22 protein-coding genes and 1 pseudogene are annotated in these 20,570 nt (G+C 45.2%); 15 read left to right on the plus strand and 8 right to left on the minus strand.

Annotated features, from left to right (window positions below; all coding sequences use genetic code 11):
* Positions 1-100 precede the first annotated feature (100 nt).
* Together MIC7113_RS12825 and MIC7113_RS12830 are read right to left on the minus strand one after the other, a co-directional pair.
* Positions 101-604: a dihydrofolate reductase gene (locus MIC7113_RS12825; protein WP_015182587.1), complete on the minus strand. Its 504-nt coding sequence runs from the start codon at positions 602-604 to the stop codon at positions 101-103.
* Between the two features lie 50 nt (positions 605-654).
* Positions 655-1,335, minus strand: a complete 681-nt coding sequence (locus MIC7113_RS12830; RefSeq protein WP_015182588.1) for a hypothetical protein — start codon at positions 1,333-1,335, stop codon at positions 655-657.
* Between the two features lie 610 nt (positions 1,336-1,945).
* Here MIC7113_RS12830 and MIC7113_RS12835 point away from each other — a divergent pair.
* Positions 1,946-3,580 carry an urea transporter gene (locus MIC7113_RS12835; protein ID WP_015182589.1) on the plus strand — a complete coding sequence of 545 codons (1,635 nt, stop codon included), beginning with the start codon at positions 1,946-1,948 and terminating at the stop codon, positions 3,578-3,580.
* Between the two features lie 57 nt (positions 3,581-3,637).
* Here MIC7113_RS12835 and MIC7113_RS12840 read toward each other — a convergent pair whose 3' ends face one another.
* Together MIC7113_RS12840 and MIC7113_RS12845 are read right to left on the minus strand one after the other, a co-directional pair.
* Positions 3,638-3,865 carry a DUF167 domain-containing protein gene (locus MIC7113_RS12840; RefSeq protein ID WP_015182590.1) on the minus strand — a complete coding sequence of 76 codons (228 nt, stop codon included), beginning with the start codon at positions 3,863-3,865 and terminating at the stop codon, positions 3,638-3,640.
* A gap of 199 nt (positions 3,866-4,064) precedes the next feature.
* Positions 4,065-4,700: a GNAT family N-acetyltransferase gene (locus MIC7113_RS12845; RefSeq protein ID WP_015182591.1), complete on the minus strand. Its 636-nt coding sequence runs from the start codon at positions 4,698-4,700 to the stop codon at positions 4,065-4,067.
* A 97-nt stretch (positions 4,701-4,797) separates the two neighbouring features.
* Between MIC7113_RS12845 and MIC7113_RS12850 the strand changes: the two genes are divergently transcribed.
* From MIC7113_RS12850 to MIC7113_RS12865, 4 genes are all read left to right on the plus strand, one after another.
* A complete protein-coding gene (locus MIC7113_RS12850) occupies positions 4,798-6,630 on the plus strand; it encodes an ABC transporter ATP-binding protein (protein ID WP_015182592.1) in 1,833 nt (610 codons plus the stop codon).
* Positions 6,631-6,721: 91 nt separating this feature from the next.
* Positions 6,722-7,537 carry an SDR family oxidoreductase gene (locus MIC7113_RS12855; protein ID WP_015182593.1) on the plus strand — a complete coding sequence of 272 codons (816 nt, stop codon included), beginning with the start codon at positions 6,722-6,724 and terminating at the stop codon, positions 7,535-7,537.
* Positions 7,538-7,595: 58 nt separating this feature from the next.
* Complete coding sequence (locus MIC7113_RS12860) at positions 7,596-8,171, plus strand: dipeptidase (RefSeq protein WP_015182594.1); 576 nt, start codon at positions 7,596-7,598, stop codon at positions 8,169-8,171.
* Between the two features lie 120 nt (positions 8,172-8,291).
* On the plus strand, positions 8,292-9,035 hold the full coding sequence (locus MIC7113_RS12865) for an SDR family NAD(P)-dependent oxidoreductase (protein ID WP_015182595.1): 744 nt from the start codon (positions 8,292-8,294) through the stop codon (positions 9,033-9,035).
* Positions 9,036-9,066: 31 nt separating this feature from the next.
* Here MIC7113_RS12865 and MIC7113_RS12870 read toward each other — a convergent pair whose 3' ends face one another.
* Positions 9,067-10,011, minus strand: a complete 945-nt coding sequence (locus MIC7113_RS12870) for an alpha/beta fold hydrolase (protein ID WP_015182596.1) — start codon at positions 10,009-10,011, stop codon at positions 9,067-9,069.
* Positions 10,012-10,016: 5 nt separating this feature from the next.
* A pseudogene (locus tag MIC7113_RS12875) lies at positions 10,017-10,421 on the minus strand (TrpB-like pyridoxal phosphate-dependent enzyme); the annotation flags it as partial.
* Between the two features lie 377 nt (positions 10,422-10,798).
* Between MIC7113_RS12875 and MIC7113_RS12880 the strand changes: the two are divergent.
* Together MIC7113_RS12880 and MIC7113_RS12885 are read left to right on the plus strand one after the other, a co-directional pair.
* Positions 10,799-11,215: a XisH family protein gene (locus MIC7113_RS12880; protein ID WP_015182597.1), complete on the plus strand. Its 417-nt coding sequence runs from the start codon at positions 10,799-10,801 to the stop codon at positions 11,213-11,215.
* Positions 11,203-11,538 (plus strand): XisI protein, encoded by a 336-nt coding sequence (locus MIC7113_RS12885; protein WP_015182598.1) that lies wholly within the window; start codon positions 11,203-11,205, stop codon positions 11,536-11,538. The genes MIC7113_RS12880 and MIC7113_RS12885 overlap by 13 nt, the downstream gene beginning before the upstream one ends.
* Here the strand turns inward: MIC7113_RS12885 and MIC7113_RS38635 are convergent.
* On the minus strand, positions 11,535-11,660 hold the full coding sequence (locus MIC7113_RS38635; RefSeq protein WP_256374807.1) for a hypothetical protein: 126 nt from the start codon (positions 11,658-11,660) through the stop codon (positions 11,535-11,537). The two genes, MIC7113_RS12885 and MIC7113_RS38635, sit on opposite strands and share 4 nt — an antisense overlap.
* Between MIC7113_RS38635 and MIC7113_RS12890 the strand changes: the two genes are divergently transcribed.
* The 5 genes from MIC7113_RS12890 to MIC7113_RS12910 are packed head-to-tail and all read left to right on the plus strand — an operon-like array spanning position 11,648 to position 15,740.
* The gene (locus MIC7113_RS12890; RefSeq protein WP_237671413.1) at positions 11,648-12,034 is read left to right on the plus strand and encodes a XisH family protein; all 387 of its coding nucleotides are present in this window, start codon (positions 11,648-11,650) and stop codon (positions 12,032-12,034) included. The two genes, MIC7113_RS38635 and MIC7113_RS12890, sit on opposite strands and share 13 nt — an antisense overlap.
* A complete protein-coding gene (locus tag MIC7113_RS12895) occupies positions 12,022-12,360 on the plus strand; it encodes a XisI protein (protein ID WP_015182600.1) in 339 nt (112 codons plus the stop codon). The genes MIC7113_RS12890 and MIC7113_RS12895 overlap by 13 nt, the downstream gene beginning before the upstream one ends.
* Entirely contained in the window at positions 12,326-15,052 is a 2,727-nt protein-coding gene (locus MIC7113_RS33315; protein WP_015182601.1) for an NACHT domain-containing protein, read from the plus strand. Before MIC7113_RS12895 ends, MIC7113_RS33315 begins: the two co-directional genes overlap by 35 nt.
* The gene (locus tag MIC7113_RS12905) at positions 15,049-15,333 is read left to right on the plus strand and encodes a hypothetical protein (protein WP_015182602.1); all 285 of its coding nucleotides are present in this window, start codon (positions 15,049-15,051) and stop codon (positions 15,331-15,333) included. The genes MIC7113_RS33315 and MIC7113_RS12905 overlap by 4 nt, the downstream gene beginning before the upstream one ends.
* Positions 15,330-15,740, plus strand: coding sequence for a type II toxin-antitoxin system VapC family toxin (locus MIC7113_RS12910; RefSeq protein WP_015182603.1), 411 nt, complete (start codon positions 15,330-15,332; stop codon positions 15,738-15,740). The genes MIC7113_RS12905 and MIC7113_RS12910 overlap by 4 nt, the downstream gene beginning before the upstream one ends.
* A gap of 82 nt (positions 15,741-15,822) precedes the next feature.
* On the opposite strand, the gene MIC7113_RS36295 is transcribed toward MIC7113_RS12910, so the two are convergent.
* Positions 15,823-16,092 (minus strand): hypothetical protein, encoded by a 270-nt coding sequence (locus MIC7113_RS36295; RefSeq protein ID WP_155897990.1) that lies wholly within the window; start codon positions 16,090-16,092, stop codon positions 15,823-15,825.
* A gap of 44 nt (positions 16,093-16,136) precedes the next feature.
* Here MIC7113_RS36295 and MIC7113_RS12915 point away from each other — a divergent pair, with 44 nt between their 5' ends.
* The 3 genes from MIC7113_RS12915 to MIC7113_RS12925 all read left to right on the plus strand — a co-directional run bounded on the left by MIC7113_RS12915 (position 16,137) and on the right by MIC7113_RS12925 (position 20,527).
* Positions 16,137-17,609: a phytoene desaturase gene (locus MIC7113_RS12915; protein ID WP_015182604.1), complete on the plus strand. Its 1,473-nt coding sequence runs from the start codon at positions 16,137-16,139 to the stop codon at positions 17,607-17,609.
* A gap of 444 nt (positions 17,610-18,053) precedes the next feature.
* A complete protein-coding gene (locus tag MIC7113_RS12920; protein WP_015182605.1) occupies positions 18,054-18,365 on the plus strand; it encodes a hypothetical protein in 312 nt (103 codons plus the stop codon).
* A gap of 434 nt (positions 18,366-18,799) precedes the next feature.
* Positions 18,800-20,527, plus strand: coding sequence for a succinate dehydrogenase/fumarate reductase flavoprotein subunit (locus MIC7113_RS12925; protein WP_015182606.1), 1,728 nt, complete (start codon positions 18,800-18,802; stop codon positions 20,525-20,527).
* Positions 20,528-20,570 lie beyond the last annotated feature (43 nt).

A 20,570-nucleotide genomic window follows, 5' to 3' on the forward strand; every position in this document is an offset into this window, starting at 1 on the left:
TTGAAATTATTGACCCCGATGGGAATTAAAGCAAATAATACCAAGCCTAACATAGCAAAGATCTTGAAAATTTTGGAATGCTAAGACTGATCGAATAACATCAACTTGCAGGTTCGTAGACTACAAAGGAATAGTTATAAGGATTGACAGCATCTTTTTGACAATCAATGCGGCTCACTTCTTGCCATTGAGATTGATGGATTTCCGGAAAAAAAGTATCTCCGGCAAAATTTTCGTGAATTTCTGTAATAATTAAGCGATCAACTAGATTGATTATTTGCTGATATATTTCCCCACCACCAAGAATATATACCTTTGGCACGCCTATTTTTTCCGCCATTTGGAAAGCTTCTTCAATAGAGTGAGCTACTGGATGGGTAGAGGATTTATAATCTTTTTGTCGGCTGATTACGATACCTTCTACGCCTTTGTGAAAGACTTCTCTACCCTGGACTGATTCAAAAAACTTACGACCAGCGATGAGAAATTGTCCTTCGATTGTTCGCAGGAAAAAATCTAGGTCAGCAGGTAAATGCCAAGGCAGAGAATTATCTTTACCAATTACGTTATTGACGGTTTTGGCAGCAATGATTATTTTTTCCATCGGTAGTTACTTCCACAGATAATACAGAGGTAGAAAATAATTTAAAAGGCTCAGTTATGTTTTGTTCTTATCTGCAACTGGCTGTAGCTAGAATTACTAGCTTTATTTCTTAACTGTGAAGGGAGGATATCCCACCGAAATTCAGCCAATAGAATGAGGGCAAGCACCATGACAGAACCGGTGAATAGAAACTGCCAAGATCTGACGTAAGGCAAAACCCCGATCGAGAGCAGCTGGAAGAAACCAGCAGCAATGATGGCACGCGAATGCAGGGCTAGCCCAGTACACCAATAGCCAAGAGCGCTTAACCCCAACCACAACGAGCAAAGGTTAGCTATCACTCCGCTCCAAATCAGAATGATCCCTAAGTCGGTAACGAGAAGTCCAATAAGGATCAGAATGACCCAGCAATAAAGCACCCAACTGACGCGCTCTACTTTCACCCATTCATGCGACATGGCTACCATCGCTGCCAGCCCAATCAAGCTCAAACTTGACCATAAACCAGCTTGAACTGTCCAACTTAGGGCGAAAAACTGAGGTGTGACAAATATCGGTATTAGCACTAAAGCCCACAGCAGGCAAGCTAAGTCAACACGGGTATAAATCCTTAAATAAAACCTATGTTTACCTCTACCCCAAGATAAATAAAGAACTTTTTGCTGGGGGGATATATCGAGATTAGTTGGCTTGCAACAAAGAGGCGGTACAGAATTATCAAAAAAGCTCATACCCAAACTATGATTATTTTCTCCAACACATCTAAATCTCGACAAAAATGATAAATGGTGATTATCGTCTAATAGTCTAAGTTTTGGAAGTGAAAGCAGCTATCCTTTTAAAGCATTTGTCAATAGCAATTTTTCTCAAAATTATGGGGGTGTATGGCGCAAACGACTATATATATAGGAAATATATAGGAAAGGCTTCCTAAAACAATCTATCCATAACATCAGTATGTTTCATATTTTTACAGTAAACGAGCTTTCAGGGCAATTGAAGATCACAAGTTAGGAACACAACTTAAGGACTCACTCGTTGAGACACTTATCAAGTACGCTATAGAGAATCAAAGAGCTTTCAGGGGAATTGAAGATCGCAAGTTAGGAACGCAACTTAAGGACTCACTCATTGAGACATTTATCAATGTAGTGCATGGACAATTGCATTTGTCAATTAGTAATTTGTCTGTTTCTCAACTCGCTTCTAAACCCTGTCTACTTTGAGACCCGTAGTTTTTCCTCTAAAGATGATATTTTCAAATACAAAAGAAAATTGGTGACAAGTTAAAGCTTGCAAGTTTAGAAAAAGCCATTCAAATCAATAAACAACGACCATTCTATGGCGACTAAAAGCGACGAGCCATTAGCCTTACACGAAATTATTTCCCGGATTCTGGCACCGGAACCCTCTTACCAGAAGCCAAAAGGACTTCTTGCGGAGCTGGGGACGATGCAAGCCCTCAATCAGCGCCTCACCAATCAACCTCTGCTCGATTTTATCAACGCCACTTTGCGGGGAATTAGTCAGGTTATTTTCGTTAACAATCCCTTGAGTGGATTGCTCATCCTCGCTGCCATGTTCATTCAGTCGCCCTGGTTAGGAAGCATGAGCTTAGTCGGGACTGCCAGCGCAACGCTAACGGCGATCGCCCTCAAGTCTAATCGAGGCGCGATCCAGAATGGTATCTTTGGGTTCAATGGAATGCTTGTTAGTGCGACAATGGCATTTTTAGGGGCGTTTGGCAATGGAGCCTGGAATCCTGTCTGGGCGATCGCTGCCATTATCCTCTCTGCTCTCACAGCCGTGGTGATGGAGACGCTAGGGACGTGGTTTGCCATCCGGTTCAGAGTAGCTCCACTGGCCATCCCATTTAATGGAGTGATACTGACATTTTTACTCCTGCTTGCATTTGTGCCCCAACCCTTCTTCGATCTGGGCCCGCCCCGCCCCCCTTTTCCATCGGGATCAATTGACGGATTTCGTTTGGTACAATCACTGCCGATCAGTCTGGGCCAGGTCTTTTTCGTAGATAAGCTTGTTTCCGTTTTGCTAGTCATTTTAGCCGTTGCCATCAGTACCCCGATTGGTGCAGTGCTAGGATTGCTGGGTTGTGCTATGTACCTGCTAGCTGGTTTGCTGCTGGGAGCCAAGCCTGATGAATTGTATACAGGATTGTGGGGCTACAATGCAGCTGTCACAGCGATGGCAATTGGTGGAATGTTTTACACGCCAAATCGTCTGAGCATTTTGCTTGGTGTCATCTGTGCTTTCTTAGTATCGATCGCCAGCATTCTCTTAGCTCCCCTGTTCTCGCTGCTCAAGCTACCCGTTCTGTCCGTACCGTTTGTAATTGTGACGATTGCGTGTTGTCTGATTTTGCAGCGATCGCTACCGTCCCTTGTCCCCGTAGTGCTGCATACAGTGACGAGTCCAGAGGAACATCGACAGCGGTTCAAGGTAGCAAAGGAAATTGTTAGCAGCTTCCGGCAAAACCTTAGAGCCACGATTCAAGGGCAGCAACGCAACATCTTGTTTGAGCAGGCAACTTCTGCGATTAAAGGCGATTTACGCTACATCTTCGATGCAATTGATCGCGATCGCAGCGGGTTCCTCTCAACTCAGGAACTTGCAGATCACCTAAATCAGGCAGGAAAAGTTGTTTCTGAGGATGAACTGACCTATCTGTTCAAGTGCATGGATAGAGATGGCAATGGCGCGATCGACTTTGAGGAATTTGGCGAATTGATGTTGCGTCATCAACGGCTAATGTCGAGATACACAGAATTTGTCACCTATTTCCTATCCATTGATGCCAATGAAGATAATACCATCAGTATGCAGGAGATGAATACGGCACTGGCCAGTTTCAGAGAGCCACCTCTGTCTGAGGAGGAAATCATATTCCTGCAAAAGCAAACAGGAGGGCAGCCGTTGACTTGGAATCACTTTATTGAGGTATTGCTGCTAACTTGAAGAGCGATCGCGTGTACTGTACAACAAACATCTTGATAGAATTCGGCAAAGTTTCCTCTACGAATCCGTATCAATTTCCACCCACTTCGTTCTTGATGATAAACCCGACTTAATTCGGATTTGTGACTTCGGTACCTCAAACTGATCAGCTAGTAGTTCAATCAACTCCTTATTCGCTTTCCCATCCACAGGTGAAGACTTCAAATATACCGTAAGACTCCCATCGGCTAATTCTTCTATAGCCTGTTTTTTAGCGTTAGGCTTAACTTTCACTTGTTTTTGCATTAAGCTACGGTTTCTTTTGTCTTAGTTTAAACTGCCAATAAAAGCGGACTGCAATCCTTCTAGGTTCATCATTAAGTCCTATTACCAGAGGACTTGATTTATAAGCTTGGACTTCAAAAATTAGCGGTTGACGGGATAGGCATTAACACACCTTTAAAAGTAAAATGCTTGAAAACATTAAACTCTTTTCCATCCCACTTCAGCCTAAGCAGAGAAACAAGGGAATCGAACTAGAAATATTAGCTTTTTGAGTCGCGAACCTTAAGCGCATTGACTCTAACTGGTAAGCTTCTCGTCCAATAGAATAATACACGACATCATTGTCGTAGTAATGAGCTTCCTTTTCGTATTTCATCCCTATTTTTTCCATCACTCGACGCGAAGCGATGTTTTCGGGTTTAGCGATCGCCACAATCTTTTCCAACTGTGCGATCTCAAAACCATACTTGAGGACGGCTGACGCGGCTTCTGTTCCTAACCCTATACTCCAGTAGGACTTGAATAGCAAATAGCCGATTTGAATTTCGGTCGTATTGGCGAGAAATTTAAGCCCACAATGACCAATGAGTGTTTGATTGTTCTTGTAAACAATTGCCCACACTCCGAAGTTGTGATTTTTCCAGTGTTCCGTAAAGGAATCAATCACCGCCCTAGTCTGTTCCCAAAGTAGGGGTTTTTCATTCGACATATATTTTAGGGAATCGGGATGGCTGTAGATGCGATGCAGCTCTTTTGCATCATCGGGCTTGAACTGTCTAAGTTGCAATCGGGGGGTTTCTATCTCACGCGCCACAAACTGCCGAAGTTGCAGTCGTAATGCTTCACTCTCACGCATGATGACGGTGTAATCTCCTAAGCTAGATTATTAAAGCTTGTGCTTTTTTTTGTACTTTTTGGTTCTTTTGTTACAGAAATTACGACTTAGGTTTTAGATGACTCACTCCTCACGGATCTCGCAGACAAATCAGCGCCCTCGCGAGAACGACTGGCGACTGTTTCTGCGACTTGTGCCTTATGCCCGTCGCACGGGACACCTGTTATGGATTTCCATGACGTTATTGCTGCCCTTGTCTATAGCAAGTGCCGTTCAACCCTTAATCATTGGACAGGCTATCTCCTTGATCCGTTCTGAAGATCAAACCTGGTCTTTTCTGAAAGAGCGATCGCTATCCGATGGACTCAGCCTTCTCATCCTTCTACTGCTGTTAACCATCGTGATCCGATTGGTGTTTGTGGCGGTGCAGGGCTTCCTCGTGGTGAAGTTAGGGCAACAGATGACCGCTTGGATACGCGAAGACCTATTTGACCATGTTACCGCCTTGGCCGTGCGATTTTTTGACCGAACTCCCGTCGGGCGGTTAATTACTCGACTCACCAGCGATGTGGAAGCCTTGGGTGATGTATTTTCCACAGGGGCAATTGGCATTATTGGGGATGTCCTCTCCATCCTGGTGATTGCCATCACCATGTTCTTTCTGCAATGGCAACTCGCCTTGATGCTAGTGTTAATGCTGGTACCCATCACGGGGTTAATTATTTACTTCCAGCAGGAATATCGCAAAGCCAACTACAAAGCCAGGGAAGAACTGTCCGCCCTCAACTCGATGCTGCAAGAAAACATCAGTGGCATTAATATTGTGCAACTGTTCCGTCGGGAGCAATTCAATGCGGAAGTGTTTCGTGAAGTGAACAATCGCTACATCAAAGAAGTAGACAAAACTATCTTTCACGATTCAGCGGTTTCGGCAACACTAGAGTGGATTAGCTTTATGGCGATCGCTGGTGTGTTGGGGTTAGGGGGTTGGCTGGTTCTGGGAAAAACGCTGAGTTTTGGGGCTTTGTCAGCCTTTGTTCTGTACGCACAGCGTTTATTTGACCCCTTGCGTCGGTTTGCCGAAAAATTCACCATGCTTCAAGCCGGATTCACGGCAGTTGAGCGCATCAGCGATATCATGAATGAGCCAATTGAAATCCGTGACCCCGTTCTGACAGGGGAACAGGGCAAACTTGGCTCTACTTTCTCCCCCGCCTCTGGCACTGGAGAAATCCGCTTTGAGCATGTCTGGTTTGCCTACAAGCCAGATGAATACGTGCTCAAAGATTTGCACTTCACCATCCGTCCCGGTGAAAAAGTGGCATTAGTAGGGCCGACGGGGGCTGGCAAGAGTTCGATTATCCGTCTTTTGTGCCGCCTCTATGAACCGACACAAGGACGAATTCTGATTGATGGCATCGATATTCGCGACATCTCCCAAGCCGAACTCCGGCGCTATTTGGGTGTCATCTTGCAAGAAGGATTTTTGTTTGCTGGAGATGTCAAGGGGAACATCACCTTAGGAGAAACTTACCCGATTGAGCAAGTTCAAGCGGCGGCTGAAGTGACGAACGTTGCGGATTTCATCGAACAGCTACCCCAAGGCTATGATACCCAACTGCGAGAGCGAGGCACGAATCTCTCTGGAGGACAAAAGCAATTGTTGGCGTTTGCGCGTGCGGCGATTCGTGACCCTAGTATCCTAGTACTGGATGAGGCAACAGCCAGTTTGGATGTGGGTACAGAAGCCCTGATTCAACAAGCCTTGGATCGGGTAATGGAAAAACGCACGGCGATTATTATTGCTCACCGCCTCTCGACGATTCGGAATGTAGACCGAATTCTGGTATTGAAACGGGGAGAATTGATTGAGTCAGGCAGTCACGATGAACTGTTGCAGCAGAATGGACTGTATGCAAGTTTATATCAGTTGCAAATGTTGGGAACCTGATTGAGGAAGTACTCCGGGTTGCGCTACGCTACACTCGGAGCTTCCGAACTCGCATTAACTCTCGACATCGCCCGATTTTGAGACCCAAACCATGAGTTTTGCGAACAAAACCATTATTCTTACAGGTGCGTCCGCCGGAATTGGACGATCGCTAGCACTCTTCTTGGCTCAGCAGGGTGCAAATTTAGTTTTAGCTGCCCGTAATCAAGCAGCATTAGAAGAAACCGTTGCTGCCTGCACGAATCAGCCAGGAACTGCGATCGCAATTCCCACTGATGTGACTCAACCTGAAGCCTGTCAGCATTTGATCGAGAAAGCGATCGCAGCATTTGGGCAGATTGATAGTTTGATTAATAACGCCGGAATCTCAATGCTGAGCCGCTTTGATGAGATTACAGACCTATCCATTTTCGAGCAGGTTATGCAGGTTAACTATCTCGGTGCCGTCTACTGCACCCACTACGCCTTACCTTATCTCAAAGCCAGTCGAGGACTTGTGGTGGCTATCTCTTCACTGTGCGGCAAAACGGCCGTACCCACTCGCACCGGTTACGTTGCCAGTAAGCACGCGATGCAAGGGTTCTTCGATACCCTCCGTATTGAGCTACGGGGAACTGGGGTAGATGTGCTGGTTGTCTCACCGGGGTTTGTGGCAACTGACATCCGGCAACGTGCTCTAGGAGCGAATGGGCAACCCTTGGGTCGGAGTCCTCGTGATGAGAGCAAAGGCAATATGCCAGTTGATGAGTGTGTGCGTCAAATTGTCTGGGCGATGGAACACCGCAAACGGGAACACCTAATGACGTTGAAAGGCAAAGTGACACCTTGGGTAAAGTTGATTGCACCTGGGTGCGTTGATCGCATTGCTGCTTATACTACCCGCAGGACAACTTCCGCCCAGAAGTAATCTTCCACTATCCGACCCTTAGAATAACAATTATTACTTGGAATAGAGGAGAGTCCTGATGTGCGATACCTTTGTTGCCCTGCCGGATGCGACGGTCGATCGCTCAGTGATTTTCGGCAAGAATAGCGATCGCCCTGCGGGTGAGATTCAAGATGTTGTCACATTTGCGGCTCAAACTTACTCCAAGGGACAACGAGTTCAATGCACCTATATTGAAATCCCACAGGTTGAACGCACCTATGCGGTGATTCTCTCCAAACCTCGGTGGATGTGGGGAGCCGAGATGGGTGCCAATGAGTGTGGGGTCGCGATTGGGAATGAAGCCGTCTGGACAACTGTGTCCTGTCAGGCAACTGGATTACTGGGAATGGATTTAGTGAGGCTAGGGTTAGAGCGAGGTGAAACGGCTCTGGCTGCCTTACACGTCATCATTAACCTGTTGCAACAGTACGGGCAAGGTGGAAATTGTGCTGAACATTTTTCCTTCACCTACCACAACTCTTTTTTAATCGCAGATTGTCAACTCAACAAAGCGAACACTGGTTCATCGATCGCCCCTTTCCCTGCCAGCAAAACTACAAACTCATTACGTTTCCTACAACAACTGAAAGAAAGCATCGACCTGTTGAAGTGAATCAGTGAAGCTCATCTAGAAAATGTAGCTAGAATACATATCGGTGTCAGCTAGTCCGAGAGAGACAGTAAACAGTTTATTCAGATACACACAAAGCGTGATGGAGCTTCCCAAGTGATTATGAATTTACCTCTCACAGATAAGGTGGCGATCGTCACAGGCGGATCGCGAGGAATTGGAGCCGCTATCTGTAAAAAACTGGCGGCACAAGGTGCGCGAGTGGTTGTTAACTATTCCAGTAGTCCGGATGCAGCGAATCAGGTCGTTGAGCAGATTCAATCCAATGGAGGCACCGCAATTGCGCTACGGGCTGATGTAACCGATTCAGCGCAAATCCTTGACCTGTTCAACCAAACTGAAGATAGACTGGGCACAGTTGATATTTTGGTTAACAATGCCGGAACAGCAGAGTACGGAACTCTCGCTGAGATTACCGATGAGTCGTTCGATAGGCAGATGAATCTCAACGTTCGGTCTGTATTTATTGCCAGTCGTGAAGCGGCTCGACGCATGAAGGCAGGAGGGCGAATTATCAATATTGGCAGCTCGCTAGGTGAAGCCGTTCCGATGCCTAATATGTCCATTTACTGTGCGACCAAGTTCGCCGTAGCAGGGTTAACACGCGGTTGGGCACGGGATTTGGGGCCACAGAACATTACCGTCAACTGCGTTGAACCTGGGCCAATTGATACTGAACTCAACCCAGCCGATGGGCCTCAAGCTGATTTTCAGAAACAACGAACCGCACTAGGGCGCTATGGCAAACCTGATGAGGTAGCAGCCCTTGTGGCATTTATTGCCTCTCCTGAAGCTAGTAATATTACTGGCGCAACCCTGCGTGTAGATGGGGGTTGGGGCGCTTAGAGAGAAAAAGCATACGCTGAAGAATCAGGAATCAGTGTCTAAGGCATCGCGCAAATGTCAGCACATGCGCTGCAACAGATTGAGGCCGATCAAAGTGAGGCACATGACCTGCTTCTCGAATCCAAATGAGTTGACTGTCTGAAATTGACTGTTCAAACTTGGTGGCATCGGCGGTTCCTAATACATCATCGGCTTCTCCCCACAAAATCAGGGTGGGATGGTTCACCTGAACGATGCGATCGCTCAAATTAGCATAGCCTCCACTTTGGGTGAAGGAAGCGATCGCTGCTTTCCATCCTGGCATCTCCTGATGCAGCAGAGAACAACGCAGCGCATCAATTAGCGTTAGGTCAATTATTGGGAACGCTAAAGCGGCAGTGAGGGCAGCCTGTTTGCGGAAGTGCAACCAATTGGCCCCCAATTCAATCACAGGATGCGGCAGAAATTGCCCAACCGGAAAGCTGCCAGAAAAGCCAACAGAGTCAATCAAGACGAGCGATCGCACCCAGTTGGGATAATGTAAGGCAAAGTCGATTGCTACTGCACCCCCTAACGATGCACCAACCAGCATGACAGGTTGCCCAATCCAGGTTTCTACAACGCTAAGGAGATGCTGCCGGATGGTTTGAGGATTGACTGGCAGGGTGGGAACGTACTCTGTAAATCCAGAACCAAACAGATCCACTGCCCAAATTTCGTGCTGGGTTGTTAATAAGGGGAGCAAACGCCGGAACTCCAGCAGGGAACTGTCAAATCCATGTAATAACAGAATTGGAGCAGTGTTAGGTTGGGAAGCTGAGCGATCGGGAGAGTGGTGAACGTAGGCAGTTGCGATTCCTACGGAAAGCTTCGCTAACGCGGTTGTGCCCTGCTCGAAGGGAACATGAACTACTTGACGCTGAAGCTGTTGAAGAAGAGCGATCGCTTCTTTGTCTTGAATATCAACAACTGAGGGCGGTAAAAAATCAGCTCTCATCAGCCCTAACCGACAACAGGTAATCCTGCCAGAGCCATCGCTACTTCCTCTGCACTGTACTCCGTATCTACTAATTTTCCTGCCTGATAATCCATGTACGCCTGCATATCAAAGTGTCCATGACCGCATAGGTTAAACAAAATCACCTTGCTCTCTCCAGACTCTTTGCATTTTAATGCCTCGTCGATCGCTCCCTTAACAGCATGGTTAGCTTCGGGAGCTGGCATTGCACCTTCGACACGAGCAAAGGTCAATCCTGCTGCGAAACAACCTAACTGATATTCCCAGCGGGGTTGTGCGAGTCCCAGGTTAACCACATGGCTGACGAGCGCAGCCATCCCGTGATAACGTAAGCCACCCGCATGAATGCCTTCCGGTACAAATGTGCTTCCCAAGGTATGCATTTTGACTCTTTCATCCTGGAGTGTAAGTGATAAGTAGTTGGACAAATTTAATTACACAAGATATAGCCTGACATTTTTTCCTTGTGAGGCTCACAGGAATGTATATGTGTAAATATTCCTGTCCAGGTACTTACGCTCATGGCAGTCTCTTGCATAAATCCTGGAATGTCCCCTAAATCCCCCAAATGGAGCATTGGAGCTGCAAGTTCTGAGCTTTAATTTTGGAGTAAAAGCAGAAGTAATAAAATAGAGTTAAGCTGCGGCGCATCTAAATTGGATATGAAAATTTTTGAAAGGGGTGTGGGGTGTAGGGTGTGGGGTGTGAAAGTATACAAATTAAATGCGTAACAGCTTAACCATAATCAGGATGAAGAGCATCTACGATGGCTAAAGATGTTTTCCATCAACAGGTTAAAAATGCCTTAATCAAAGACGGATGGAATATCACCCATGACCCTCTCACAATCCGCATCAGTGAAGCGGTCAAATTACAAATTGACTTGGCGGCTGAAACTACAATCGCAGCAGAACGAGACTCCGAAAAAATTGCTGTTGAAATTAAAAGCTTTGTTGGGGACTCAGACATTAGTGCATTTCATACTGCCTTGGGGCAATATCTTAACTATTGCCAAGCACTTGAAGAGCAAGAACCAGATCGATTGGTTTACTTAGCTATTCCCTCAGAAACCTATCAAGATTTTTTTCAGCTTCCCTTCATCCAACGCGCTCTTCAACGTTACCAAGTCAAGTTGATAATTTATGACCCTAAATTAGAGGAGATTAAGCAATGGGTAAGCTAGAACAATATAGACAATTTGTTAAACAAATTTTGACGGAACACGCCCAAATTTCTACCACTACTGATACGGTAAAAGCACAGCTAATATTTGATAACGAACATGACCATTATCAACTTGCTTATGTGGGTTGGCAAGGAGATAAACGGGTATTTGGTCCTGTGATGCACTTTGATATTCAAGACGGCAAAATTTGGATTCAATATAATGGTACCGAAGACTCTGTTGCCGAAAGGTTAGTTGAAATGGGTGTACCCACTTCAGATATTGTTCTGGGTTTTCATTCCTCTTTTAAACGCCAATTTACTCGTTATGCAGTTGGTTAAGGTGTGGAAAGATAGATTTGAGCGATCGCCTTCAATATCTGGTTAAAATTGAAGGTGGTATATACCTCAACAATATAGATGCCTGAATCATGATATTTACCATAATGCTGTGAGATTTGCATTGGTCAAGGATGGCTGGGAGATTTTAACAGAAGATTATACTTTGGAGTATGGGGGCGATCGCTTATATGTGGATATTGCAGCGGAAAAATCGATTGCAGCAGAAAAACAGGGTCAAAGAATTCTTGTAGAGGTCAAAAGCTTCTTAGGTCGCTCGTTTATTAATGACTTAGAGCAAGCTGTGGGTCAGTATGTTGTTTGTCGAGATGTTTTGGTAGAGACGGCATTAGATTTTGAGCTGTATTTGGCGATTACACAAGGAACCTATAAAAATTATTTTCAACGCCAGTTAGCCCAGATGATTATTAATCGAAACCAAGTTCAATTGTTAATAGTTGATGCAGAAAATGAGGTAATTGTAGAATGGATAGATTAAAGCATCATCGTAAAATCATCAAAGAAGTTTTAACAGAATATCATCAGCTCAATGAAAAATCTGGTTCTACAACTGAAAGTGCTTTAGCCTTTGGTGAGGTACACGAGCAGTACCTTTTGCTGTTGATGGGTTGGCACAAAGATGAGCGGATTAAGAGTGTGATAATTCATATCCGTTTGAAAGATGAAAAAATTTGGATTGAGGAAGACTGGACAGAGGATGGGGTGGCGACAGATTTGTTGCACAAAGGGATTGCACGAGAGGAGATTGTTTTAGCGTTTCATCCACCTCATGTCAGACAATATACTGAATTTGCGTTCGCGTAGCGACTCCTCTGGAGTATCGCGTAAGCGCTGGCTTGTCGGAGAGAACGAGGTAACTCATTATTACGCTGATATGAGCGAATCTTCAAAGAGCAGACCTGACGAATATGACCCGATTACCGACTATCATCATCTCAAATTTCAGAATCGGTGTCTTAGGGGATCTGGTGATGACTTTCAACAGCTTTTTGAAGACATCATGGTGCGTGCTAGACCAGGAGAATTTGAGCGGGTTCGTCCCTATGGAAAGTTTGGCGATCGCAAGTGCGATGGTCTTATCCAAGCTGAAGGTACGATTTTCCAAGTCTACTCACCCGATGAACTGAAGCAGTCAGAAGTTCAGAAGAAGATAGATAAGGATCTTGATGGTGCAGTTGCACACTGGGGAGATGCCTTAAAAACGTGGTTTTTTGTGTATAACGTGAGACGAGGAGTTCCACCTGATATTCTGGGAACTTTGCGAGAGAAACAGAAACACTATCCCAATATCAAGATTGATCATTTGAGCAATGATGATCTCTGGGAAATAACTCGTGGTTTAAGCGTTGAGCAAAGAAATGAAATTTTAGGATTACCTCCTTCATCAACAGCCAAGATAAAGCAAATACCTGCTCTCCTCACTAACAGTCAGGAACATGAAATCAACTGGAAGGATATATGTCGGGGAATGCTGCCAATCGAGTTGGATGCCAATCCGCTCATTTCTGGAGATGGGGTAACGCTCGGTATTGAAGACATCGTGCCATTAGACTTGGTGGAACGGAAAGAACGCCCTAAACCAACTCGTGATTCTTCACCTGAAAACTCTCAACAAGCTCTAGAAGATCAAGAAATGCCACTGCGCTACAATCAGTTTTTTGATCGCGTTTTGACACAATGTAGAAGCCTGAACCAACAAGGTAAGGGCGTGGCAATCATAGGAGAACCGGGAGCAGGCAAAACAACTCTGTTGTGTGCGATCGCAGACTGGCTCATGAAACAGGGTGAATTGCCAATTTTTATTTCCCTTCAAGATTTAGAAGCTGGCTTGGAGCCTTATCTACTGGAAACTTGGTTGAGAAATGCGATTCGTAAACGGAAAGCTCCAGAGCAACTTCAGGATGATTTGATAGAACAGTGCAATACTGGTCAAGTATGGCTGCTGCTGGATGGCGTAGATGAGATGGCGCAGTCAAATCAATCCCTATCTACCCTTGCTAAGGAATTTCGAGGATGGGTTGGCGATACCCGTATTGTCTTGACCTGTCGGGTCAATGTCTGGGAAGCAAACAAAAACGAATTGAGATCAAAGTTTGAAGTCTATCGGAGTCGAGGATTTAGAGATGAAGAGCAACTCATCTTTATCCAAAACTTTTTTAAGAAAGCAAATCAAGTAGAAACGGGTAGCAAACTAATTGGCAAGTTAAAGAATGCTCCTCCAAGACTAAAAGATTTGATAAAAAATCCTTTATGGATTACCCTACTTTGCCGTACCTGGAAACAACAACAAGGGAAGTTACCTGCCACTAAAGCAGAACTCTATCAAAGATTTACTAAAACATTTTATGACTGGAAGGATAAACTTTACCTTCCTGAAGAAAAACGTCCACTGCTAGAACGGGCATTGGGAGAATTAGCAAAAAATGCAATTGATCGAGAAGACTTTCGATTTCGTTTACGAGAGACATTTATCCGACAAGAACTTGATAAGTTTGATTCCTCATTATTCGGTATAGCGTGTGAACTAGGTTGGATTAATAAGCTGGGTAGTGCTGTAGAAAACCCAGATGAACCTGTTTATGCTTTCTTGCATCCCACATTTCAGGAATATTTCGCAGCCTTAGCACTCTCTAAATATTCAAATCCACTTGTTCTAACTCATCATATTTTTGAACCTCATTGGAAAGAAGTTATTCTTATAGCGGCAGGAATAATAAATAACCCTATTGATTTCTTGCGAGAATTAAAAGGAAGGATTGATAAGTTTCTAGTAGAAAATGACAAATTACAGGATTTTTTAGTATGGGCAGATAATAAGTCATTTTCAATCATTAAGCTTTCTCCTGACATTAAATATAAACCTGCTGCGATTAGAGCGTTTTATCTTCAATTTCTGTCACCGAGATTTGTAAGATTGTTTTTATCCACACAATTAATTAGCAAAATTGACGCTCAATTTGCAGAAGATTGGAATACAAATTCCTCTGACTACAATTCTGATCCCTGTAAGGAGCTGGTCTTAGATGTTTATCTTATGATAGCTCTTGATTATGCTTATCAAAGACTTGAAGATGTAGGAAGAAATATCGATAATGACTATATAGCCACCTATCCTGATTATTATGTCAAGCTTTCTATGAACCTTTCCTCTGATACAAAGTTTAAAGAAAAACTAGAAGTATTATTAGTGGAGTTAGAGAGTAGGCAGGATGAAAATAGTATGCTTCGTCTTTATAAATGGTGGCAGATAAATCACAAGGCGTGGATTCAAAATTTTCTTAAATTGATTACAGAGCATCGTGATATTGGTTGGAATTGGAATTTTAGTCGAAGAGAATTGGAATTATTGATGAATTATATAGACGCTAATGAACTTCTTATAGACTGTGCGAATGAAACCTCAATTGAGCTTGTTCTTAGAGAAGAAATCAAAGAGGAGCTTTTATTACCAAGTATTACTTATATAGCGAATGTCCTTAGCGAAGAAAAATCATGACTAGCGTCAGAGAGAAACTCATTGAAGAACTTGACCAAACTCCTGATTTCGTTATTCAGGAAGTCTTAGACTTTCTCTTATTCATCAAAGTTCGTCTAAAGCACAGAATCAGAGAAGACCAAACCGCTGATTTGCAGCAAGCTCCCAGTCTCCCACCCTTTCTACAGTTTGTTGAAGAAATTAGTGCCCAAATTCCCAAAGAAGAATGGGAAAAGCTACCCAAAGACCTTTCTAAGAACCTAGAGCATTATTTGTATGGCTCACCAAGGGACGAGGAATGAAAACAGTTTTTGCCGATGCGGGTTACTGGATTGCCATTCTCAATCCTGCCGATGACCTTCATGTTAAAGCAGTCAGTGTTTCCAATGCCCTCAATTCTTTTGGGATAGTGACCAGTGAAATGATATTCACTGAAGTATTGAATTCATTTTCTAAACGAGAGAGCGTTTTCAAACAAGCTTTGGTTCAATTCGTAAAGCAATCAATTGATAATCCTAAAATCGAAGTTGTTCCTCAGACCAGCGATTTATTTCATCAATCACTGAACCTTTACGAACAAAGAGCCGACAAAGCTTGGAGCCATACTGACTGTGCTTCATTTTGCATCATGCAGCCACGAAATATCCTTGAAGCCCTGATCCATGACAGACACTTTGAACAAGCTGGCTTCATTGCTCTACTTCGTTAAAAAAGCGATCGCTCTCTAATACCAGGCTTCTTACTATAAAAGAAGTTACGTTGCATCAATATGGTGAATCACGTTGATGCCATCAAGACCTTTCAACAGGCGCTCCAGAAATAGCTGACGAGCTAGCGATCGCAGTTTTCATATTTGGTAATGTTAGCGCTTGCACCTGGCGGTTGAAACCGCAGCTATACAAACGTAGACGCGAAGCGGCTTGCCGGAGGCTAACCTGCCTCCGCAGGTTATAAAACCCTTGATATTCCGTTAGTCCGTCCTCACTAAAGCTCCGGCGGCGGACTTGGTTTGTATAGCCCCAGAATTCCATTCTGAGGGCTTGGCGCAAGACATCAGTCAAGCTCCTTCTGATTTAATAAATCTGAGAGGCTTTGAGAGCAGTTCATGAAGATTGTTGTAATTGGCAGTGGCTTTGGTGGGCTATCGGCTGCCATCCGACTACAGGCACAGGGGCATCAAGTGACGATCGCAGAAAAACGGGATAAACCCGGTGGTCGTGCTTATGTCTATCAGCAGGATGGCTTCACCTTCGATGCTGGCCCCACCATTATTACCGCTCCCTACCTGATTCATGAACTGTTTGAATTGAGTAACCGCAAAACTGAGGATTACCTGACGCTGGTGCCGCTTGACCCGTTCTACAACGTGCGGTTTGAAGATGGCTCGGTATTTCACTATAACGGCGATCGCAATTACCTGCTCGAACAAATTCGGCAATTCAACCCGGCTGATGTGGAAGGCTACCATCGGTTTTACCGGGCATCTGAACAGGTGTTTCAAAAGGGATTACCCCTGATGACCAAGCCGTTTAGCCACTTCACCGATATGCTCAAAGTCGCTCCCGATATGCTGCAATTGCAATCCTTCAAATCAGTAGCAGGATTTGTAAATCAGTACATTCAGGATGAGCGATTACGGCAGGTGTTTAGCTTCCATCCCCTCCTGATTGGCGGCAATCCCTTTCAGAGTACGTCAGTCTACGCCATGATTCATAAACTGGAGCAGGCGTTCGGCGTCTGGTTTGCAATGGGCGGCACGGGCGCATTAGTGCAAGGTTTGGTGCAATTGTTTCAAGAGTTGGGTGGAGAATTACGGCTCAATACAGAAGTTGCAGAGATTTTGATTGAGGGTAAGACGAAACGAGCAACTGGGGTTGCACTCAAGGATGGCGAATTGCTCCAGGCAGATGCTGTTGTGAGTAATGCCGATGTTGCCCTGACCTATCTCAATTTGGTTCCAGCCCAGTTTCGCCGCAAATATAGTGATCGCTACCTGCAAAATCTGCGATATTCGATGTCACTGTTCGTCGTTTACTTTGGCACGAATCGGCGCTACAACGACATGGCGCACCATGAAATTTTGATGGGGCCACGCTACCGGGAGTGGATGGTGGATTTGTTCGATCGCAAGCACCTAGCATCAGACTTTTCGCTGTATCTTCATCGCCCTACTGCAACTGACCCCACCCTTGCGCCACCGGGTTGTGACTGCTGGTATGTGCTGGCTCCAGTTCCAAACCTGGATGCTGCAACAGATTGGAAAGAGATGGCGAAGCCCTACCGAGATGCGATCATGCAGTATCTAGAGCAGCACTATTTACCAGATTTGTCAAGTCATATTGTTACCGAACACCATATCGATCCAGTACATTTCCGGGATGAGTTAAATAGCTACAAAGGCACTGCATTTTCAGTGGAGCCTACTTTGTTCCAGTCTGCCTGGTTCCGTCCTCATAACATTAGCGAGGACATTCCAAATCTTTATTGTGTAGGAGCCGGAACCCACCCAGGAGCGGGATTACCAGGGGTTATGAGTTCAGGCAAGATTGTGGCAGAGATGATTAGCAGGGCTGGATGATCGGCTTCAAGGGTAAGGAAAATGTTTAATGTTCTCAACCTACTTCAAAACCTATCCGTTAGAAGCGCTCAAGGCACAGATGATTGCGGAGTTTTGTGAGGAGAAAGATTGAGGGTTAACAAAGCTGTCTTATTCATCCGTAATCTTTCCTCCCATTGTCTTAAGTTCGATCGCCCTTGGTGCTACGCTATGCGTAATCGCACAACCCTTAACAAACCTAGTCTACTTTTTTGAGGCTTAAGCATCTGGTAGCGTGAATTCAACCAAAGATAGGCTGTTGTTCCCTTGTAATTAATGCCAAGGACTTAATTCTGGATAAGTCAAGATTTGTAAAGTCAGGGAGCCATGAATTTCCAGAGTATCTTTAAAAATATATTGAGAAATGAGCCAATTGTGAGTGAGGCGCTTATCCTTAAATTTTAAAGAAATATTTCGAGGGATCACATGGATAAATTCGGTAAGTATCGCATGATCTGCACCTTGAGCTTTGGCGATATCTATGGACAAATCATCATTTGGTTAATTGTGATTTTTCTCAGCCTTGCTTCAGCACTGGCACTGTGGAGCGCTGAACGCCAAATATACGCCTTAGCCACTGTTGGGTTAATCTTGGTATTGTCTTTACCCTTCTTGCTCTTTGCCTTCGTGACGACTCTGCTCAACCATATTGAGTTTCTGCCGATGTCGGAAGGCCAAACCACTGAGACCGTTCGTGGTAACACACCGAACCAGAAACCGCTAGAAGCAACGAGTTAAAGAATCGTTATTATCATTAGCTCAGTAGTAACCGATAAACAAGCAAAATTTCCCCGCCTTTGGGTGGGGAGTTTTTTGGTGTACAAGCTTTAATGGCTCAACTGACATCTGTCTTGAAAGGCAGAAGGCTCCAAGGCAGAAGGCAGAAGGTAAAAGGCAAAAGGTAAAAGTGAAGAAGAATGACTTTCATTGTTTGCTGTGAGCAACAGTTCATGGAGAGTCTTGCACCAGTTACAATAACCCGCCAAGAGTTTAAATCCCTGACTCACAGCTCGTATTTGTCTTCATACGACTGATTAGGAGTTTCAGTCCATTTCAATGGACTTGATCTATAAGCCAAGAAATTAATTTCTTGGCAGGTGTGGAGGCTTACTGACAAAGGTGCAAGATGTAAGTCAAGAAATTTTGCTAAATAACGTTGACGAAAAATACAGATGCTAGAACACGATGTCATTATTGTGGGGGGCGGATTAGCTGGGTGTCGCGCCGCTTTGGAAATTAAACGGACTGACCCCAATTTGGATGTCGCTCTCGTTGCCAAAACTCACCCCATTCGTTCTCACTCCGTCGCTGCACAAGGAGGAATGGCTGCCACCCTAAAAAATGTGGATGTGGAAGATACCTGGGAAGCCCATGCCTTTGATACCGTTAAGGGTTCTGATTATCTAGCCGACCAAGACGCGGTGGAAATCCTCACCCGCGAGGCTGCCGATGTGGTGATTGACTTAGAACACATGGGGGTACTGTTTTCCCGCTTGCCCGATGGTCGGATTGCTCAACGGGCATTTGGTGGACATTCCAACCGACGTACCTGCTATGCGGCGGATAAAACCGGTCACGCCATTCTCCACGAACTGGTCAACAACCTGAAACGTAACGGGGTGCGCCTCTACGATGAGTGGTACGTGATGCAGCTCATTGTGGAGCAGGGTCAGGCTAAAGGAGTGGTGATGTTCCGGATTCGGGACAGTAAGGTTCAAGTGGTACGGGCGAAGGTAGTGATGTTTGCCACGGGCGGCTATGGGCGTGTTTATAATACCACGTCCAATGATTATGCCTCGACGGGGGACGGTCTTGCCATGTCTGCCTTTGCGGGTGTGCCGTTAGAGGATATGGAGTTTGTACAGTTTCACCCCACGGGGATGTATCCGGTGGGTGTCTTGCTGTCGGAAGCGGTACGCGGTGAAGGTGCCTATTTAATTAATGCCAATGGCGATCGCTTTATGGCAACCTACGCCCCCAGTCGCATGGAACTCGCTCCCCGTGATATTACCTCCAGGGCGATTGTTCGGGAAATTCGGGCAGGACGTGGGATTCACCCCGATGGCAGTGCAGGTGGCCCCTTTATCTATCTTGACCTGCGCCACATGGGGCGTGAGAAGATTATGAGCCGAATTCCCTTTTGTTGGGAAGAAGCTCATCGCCTGTTAGGGATTGATGCTGTCCATGAACCCATCCCCGTGCGCCCTACGGTTCACTATTCCATGGGGGGGATACCGGTGAACACAGATGGACAGGTGCGTAGCGGCCCCGATGGACTGATTGAGGGCTTCTTTGCGGCGGGAGAAGCCGCCTGTGTTTCTGTGCATGGGGCGAACCGATTGGGGAGTAATTCGCTGTTGGAATGTATCGTTTATGGCAGGCGAACTGGGGCGGCGATCGCACGTTACATTCAAGACCGAAAATTACCCGATATTAATGAACAATCTTACATCCGTTCCACCCAAGAACAAATTAATACCCTGATGAACCAATCGGGAACCATTCGGATTGGGGCGTTGCGCCAAAACTTCCAAGACTGCATGACGCAACATTGTGGGGTTTTCCGTACAGAAGAGTTAATGCAAGAAGGATTAAATCAGCTCAAACAACTGCAACAGCAATACGAACAAATTTACTTGGATGATAAAGGCACTACTTGGAATACGGAACTCATTGAAGCCTTGGAACTCCGGAGTTTAATGGTGGTGGGAGAAATTATCCTCACCTCTGCCCTGAACCGGAAAGAAAGTCGAGGTGCTCACTGCCGCGAAGATTATACCGAGCGAGATGATACCAATTTCCTTAAACATACAATGGCCTTTTATTCTCCTGCTGGCATTGATTTAAACTATCTCCCTGTGGCGATTACGAGGTTTGAACCGAAAGAGCGGAAGTATTAAAAAGGAAGAAAGAAGTATAAGTAGGGGCGCGTTCAGATCGTGC

The organism is Allocoleopsis franciscana PCC 7113 (assembly GCF_000317515.1).
GTDB lineage: Bacteria > Cyanobacteriota > Cyanobacteriia > Cyanobacteriales > Coleofasciculaceae > Allocoleopsis > Allocoleopsis franciscana.

Excerpts from the sequence above, each read along its gene's own strand:
- MIC7113_RS12825 (WP_015182587.1), bottom strand. The coding sequence starts at position 604 with ATGGAAAAAATAATCATTGCTGCCAAAACCGTCAATAACGTAATTGGT.
- MIC7113_RS12830 (WP_015182588.1), bottom strand. The coding sequence starts at position 1,335 with ATGAGCTTTTTTGATAATTCTGTACCGCCTCTTTGTTGCAAGCCAACT.
- MIC7113_RS12835 (WP_015182589.1), top strand. The coding sequence starts at position 1,946 with ATGGCGACTAAAAGCGACGAGCCATTAGCCTTACACGAAATTATTTCC.
- MIC7113_RS12840 (WP_015182590.1), bottom strand. The coding sequence starts at position 3,865 with ATGCAAAAACAAGTGAAAGTTAAGCCTAACGCTAAAAAACAGGCTATA.
- MIC7113_RS12845 (WP_015182591.1), bottom strand. The coding sequence starts at position 4,700 with ATGCGTGAGAGTGAAGCATTACGACTGCAACTTCGGCAGTTTGTGGCG.
- MIC7113_RS12850 (WP_015182592.1), top strand. The coding sequence starts at position 4,798 with ATGACTCACTCCTCACGGATCTCGCAGACAAATCAGCGCCCTCGCGAG.
- MIC7113_RS12855 (WP_015182593.1), top strand. The coding sequence starts at position 6,722 with ATGAGTTTTGCGAACAAAACCATTATTCTTACAGGTGCGTCCGCCGGA.
- MIC7113_RS12860 (WP_015182594.1), top strand. The coding sequence starts at position 7,596 with ATGTGCGATACCTTTGTTGCCCTGCCGGATGCGACGGTCGATCGCTCA.
- MIC7113_RS12865 (WP_015182595.1), top strand. The coding sequence starts at position 8,292 with ATGAATTTACCTCTCACAGATAAGGTGGCGATCGTCACAGGCGGATCG.
- MIC7113_RS12870 (WP_015182596.1), bottom strand. The coding sequence starts at position 10,011 with ATGAGAGCTGATTTTTTACCGCCCTCAGTTGTTGATATTCAAGACAAA.
- MIC7113_RS12880 (WP_015182597.1), top strand. The coding sequence starts at position 10,799 with ATGGCTAAAGATGTTTTCCATCAACAGGTTAAAAATGCCTTAATCAAA.
- MIC7113_RS12885 (WP_015182598.1), top strand. The coding sequence starts at position 11,203 with ATGGGTAAGCTAGAACAATATAGACAATTTGTTAAACAAATTTTGACG.
- MIC7113_RS38635 (WP_256374807.1), bottom strand. The coding sequence starts at position 11,660 with ATGCAAATCTCACAGCATTATGGTAAATATCATGATTCAGGCATCTAT.
- MIC7113_RS12895 (WP_015182600.1), top strand. The coding sequence starts at position 12,022 with ATGGATAGATTAAAGCATCATCGTAAAATCATCAAAGAAGTTTTAACA.
- MIC7113_RS33315 (WP_015182601.1), top strand. The coding sequence starts at position 12,326 with ATGTCAGACAATATACTGAATTTGCGTTCGCGTAGCGACTCCTCTGGA.
- MIC7113_RS12905 (WP_015182602.1), top strand. The coding sequence starts at position 15,049 with ATGACTAGCGTCAGAGAGAAACTCATTGAAGAACTTGACCAAACTCCT.
- MIC7113_RS12910 (WP_015182603.1), top strand. The coding sequence starts at position 15,330 with ATGAAAACAGTTTTTGCCGATGCGGGTTACTGGATTGCCATTCTCAAT.
- MIC7113_RS12915 (WP_015182604.1), top strand. The coding sequence starts at position 16,137 with ATGAAGATTGTTGTAATTGGCAGTGGCTTTGGTGGGCTATCGGCTGCC.
- MIC7113_RS12920 (WP_015182605.1), top strand. The coding sequence starts at position 18,054 with ATGGATAAATTCGGTAAGTATCGCATGATCTGCACCTTGAGCTTTGGC.
- MIC7113_RS12925 (WP_015182606.1), top strand. The coding sequence starts at position 18,800 with ATGCTAGAACACGATGTCATTATTGTGGGGGGCGGATTAGCTGGGTGT.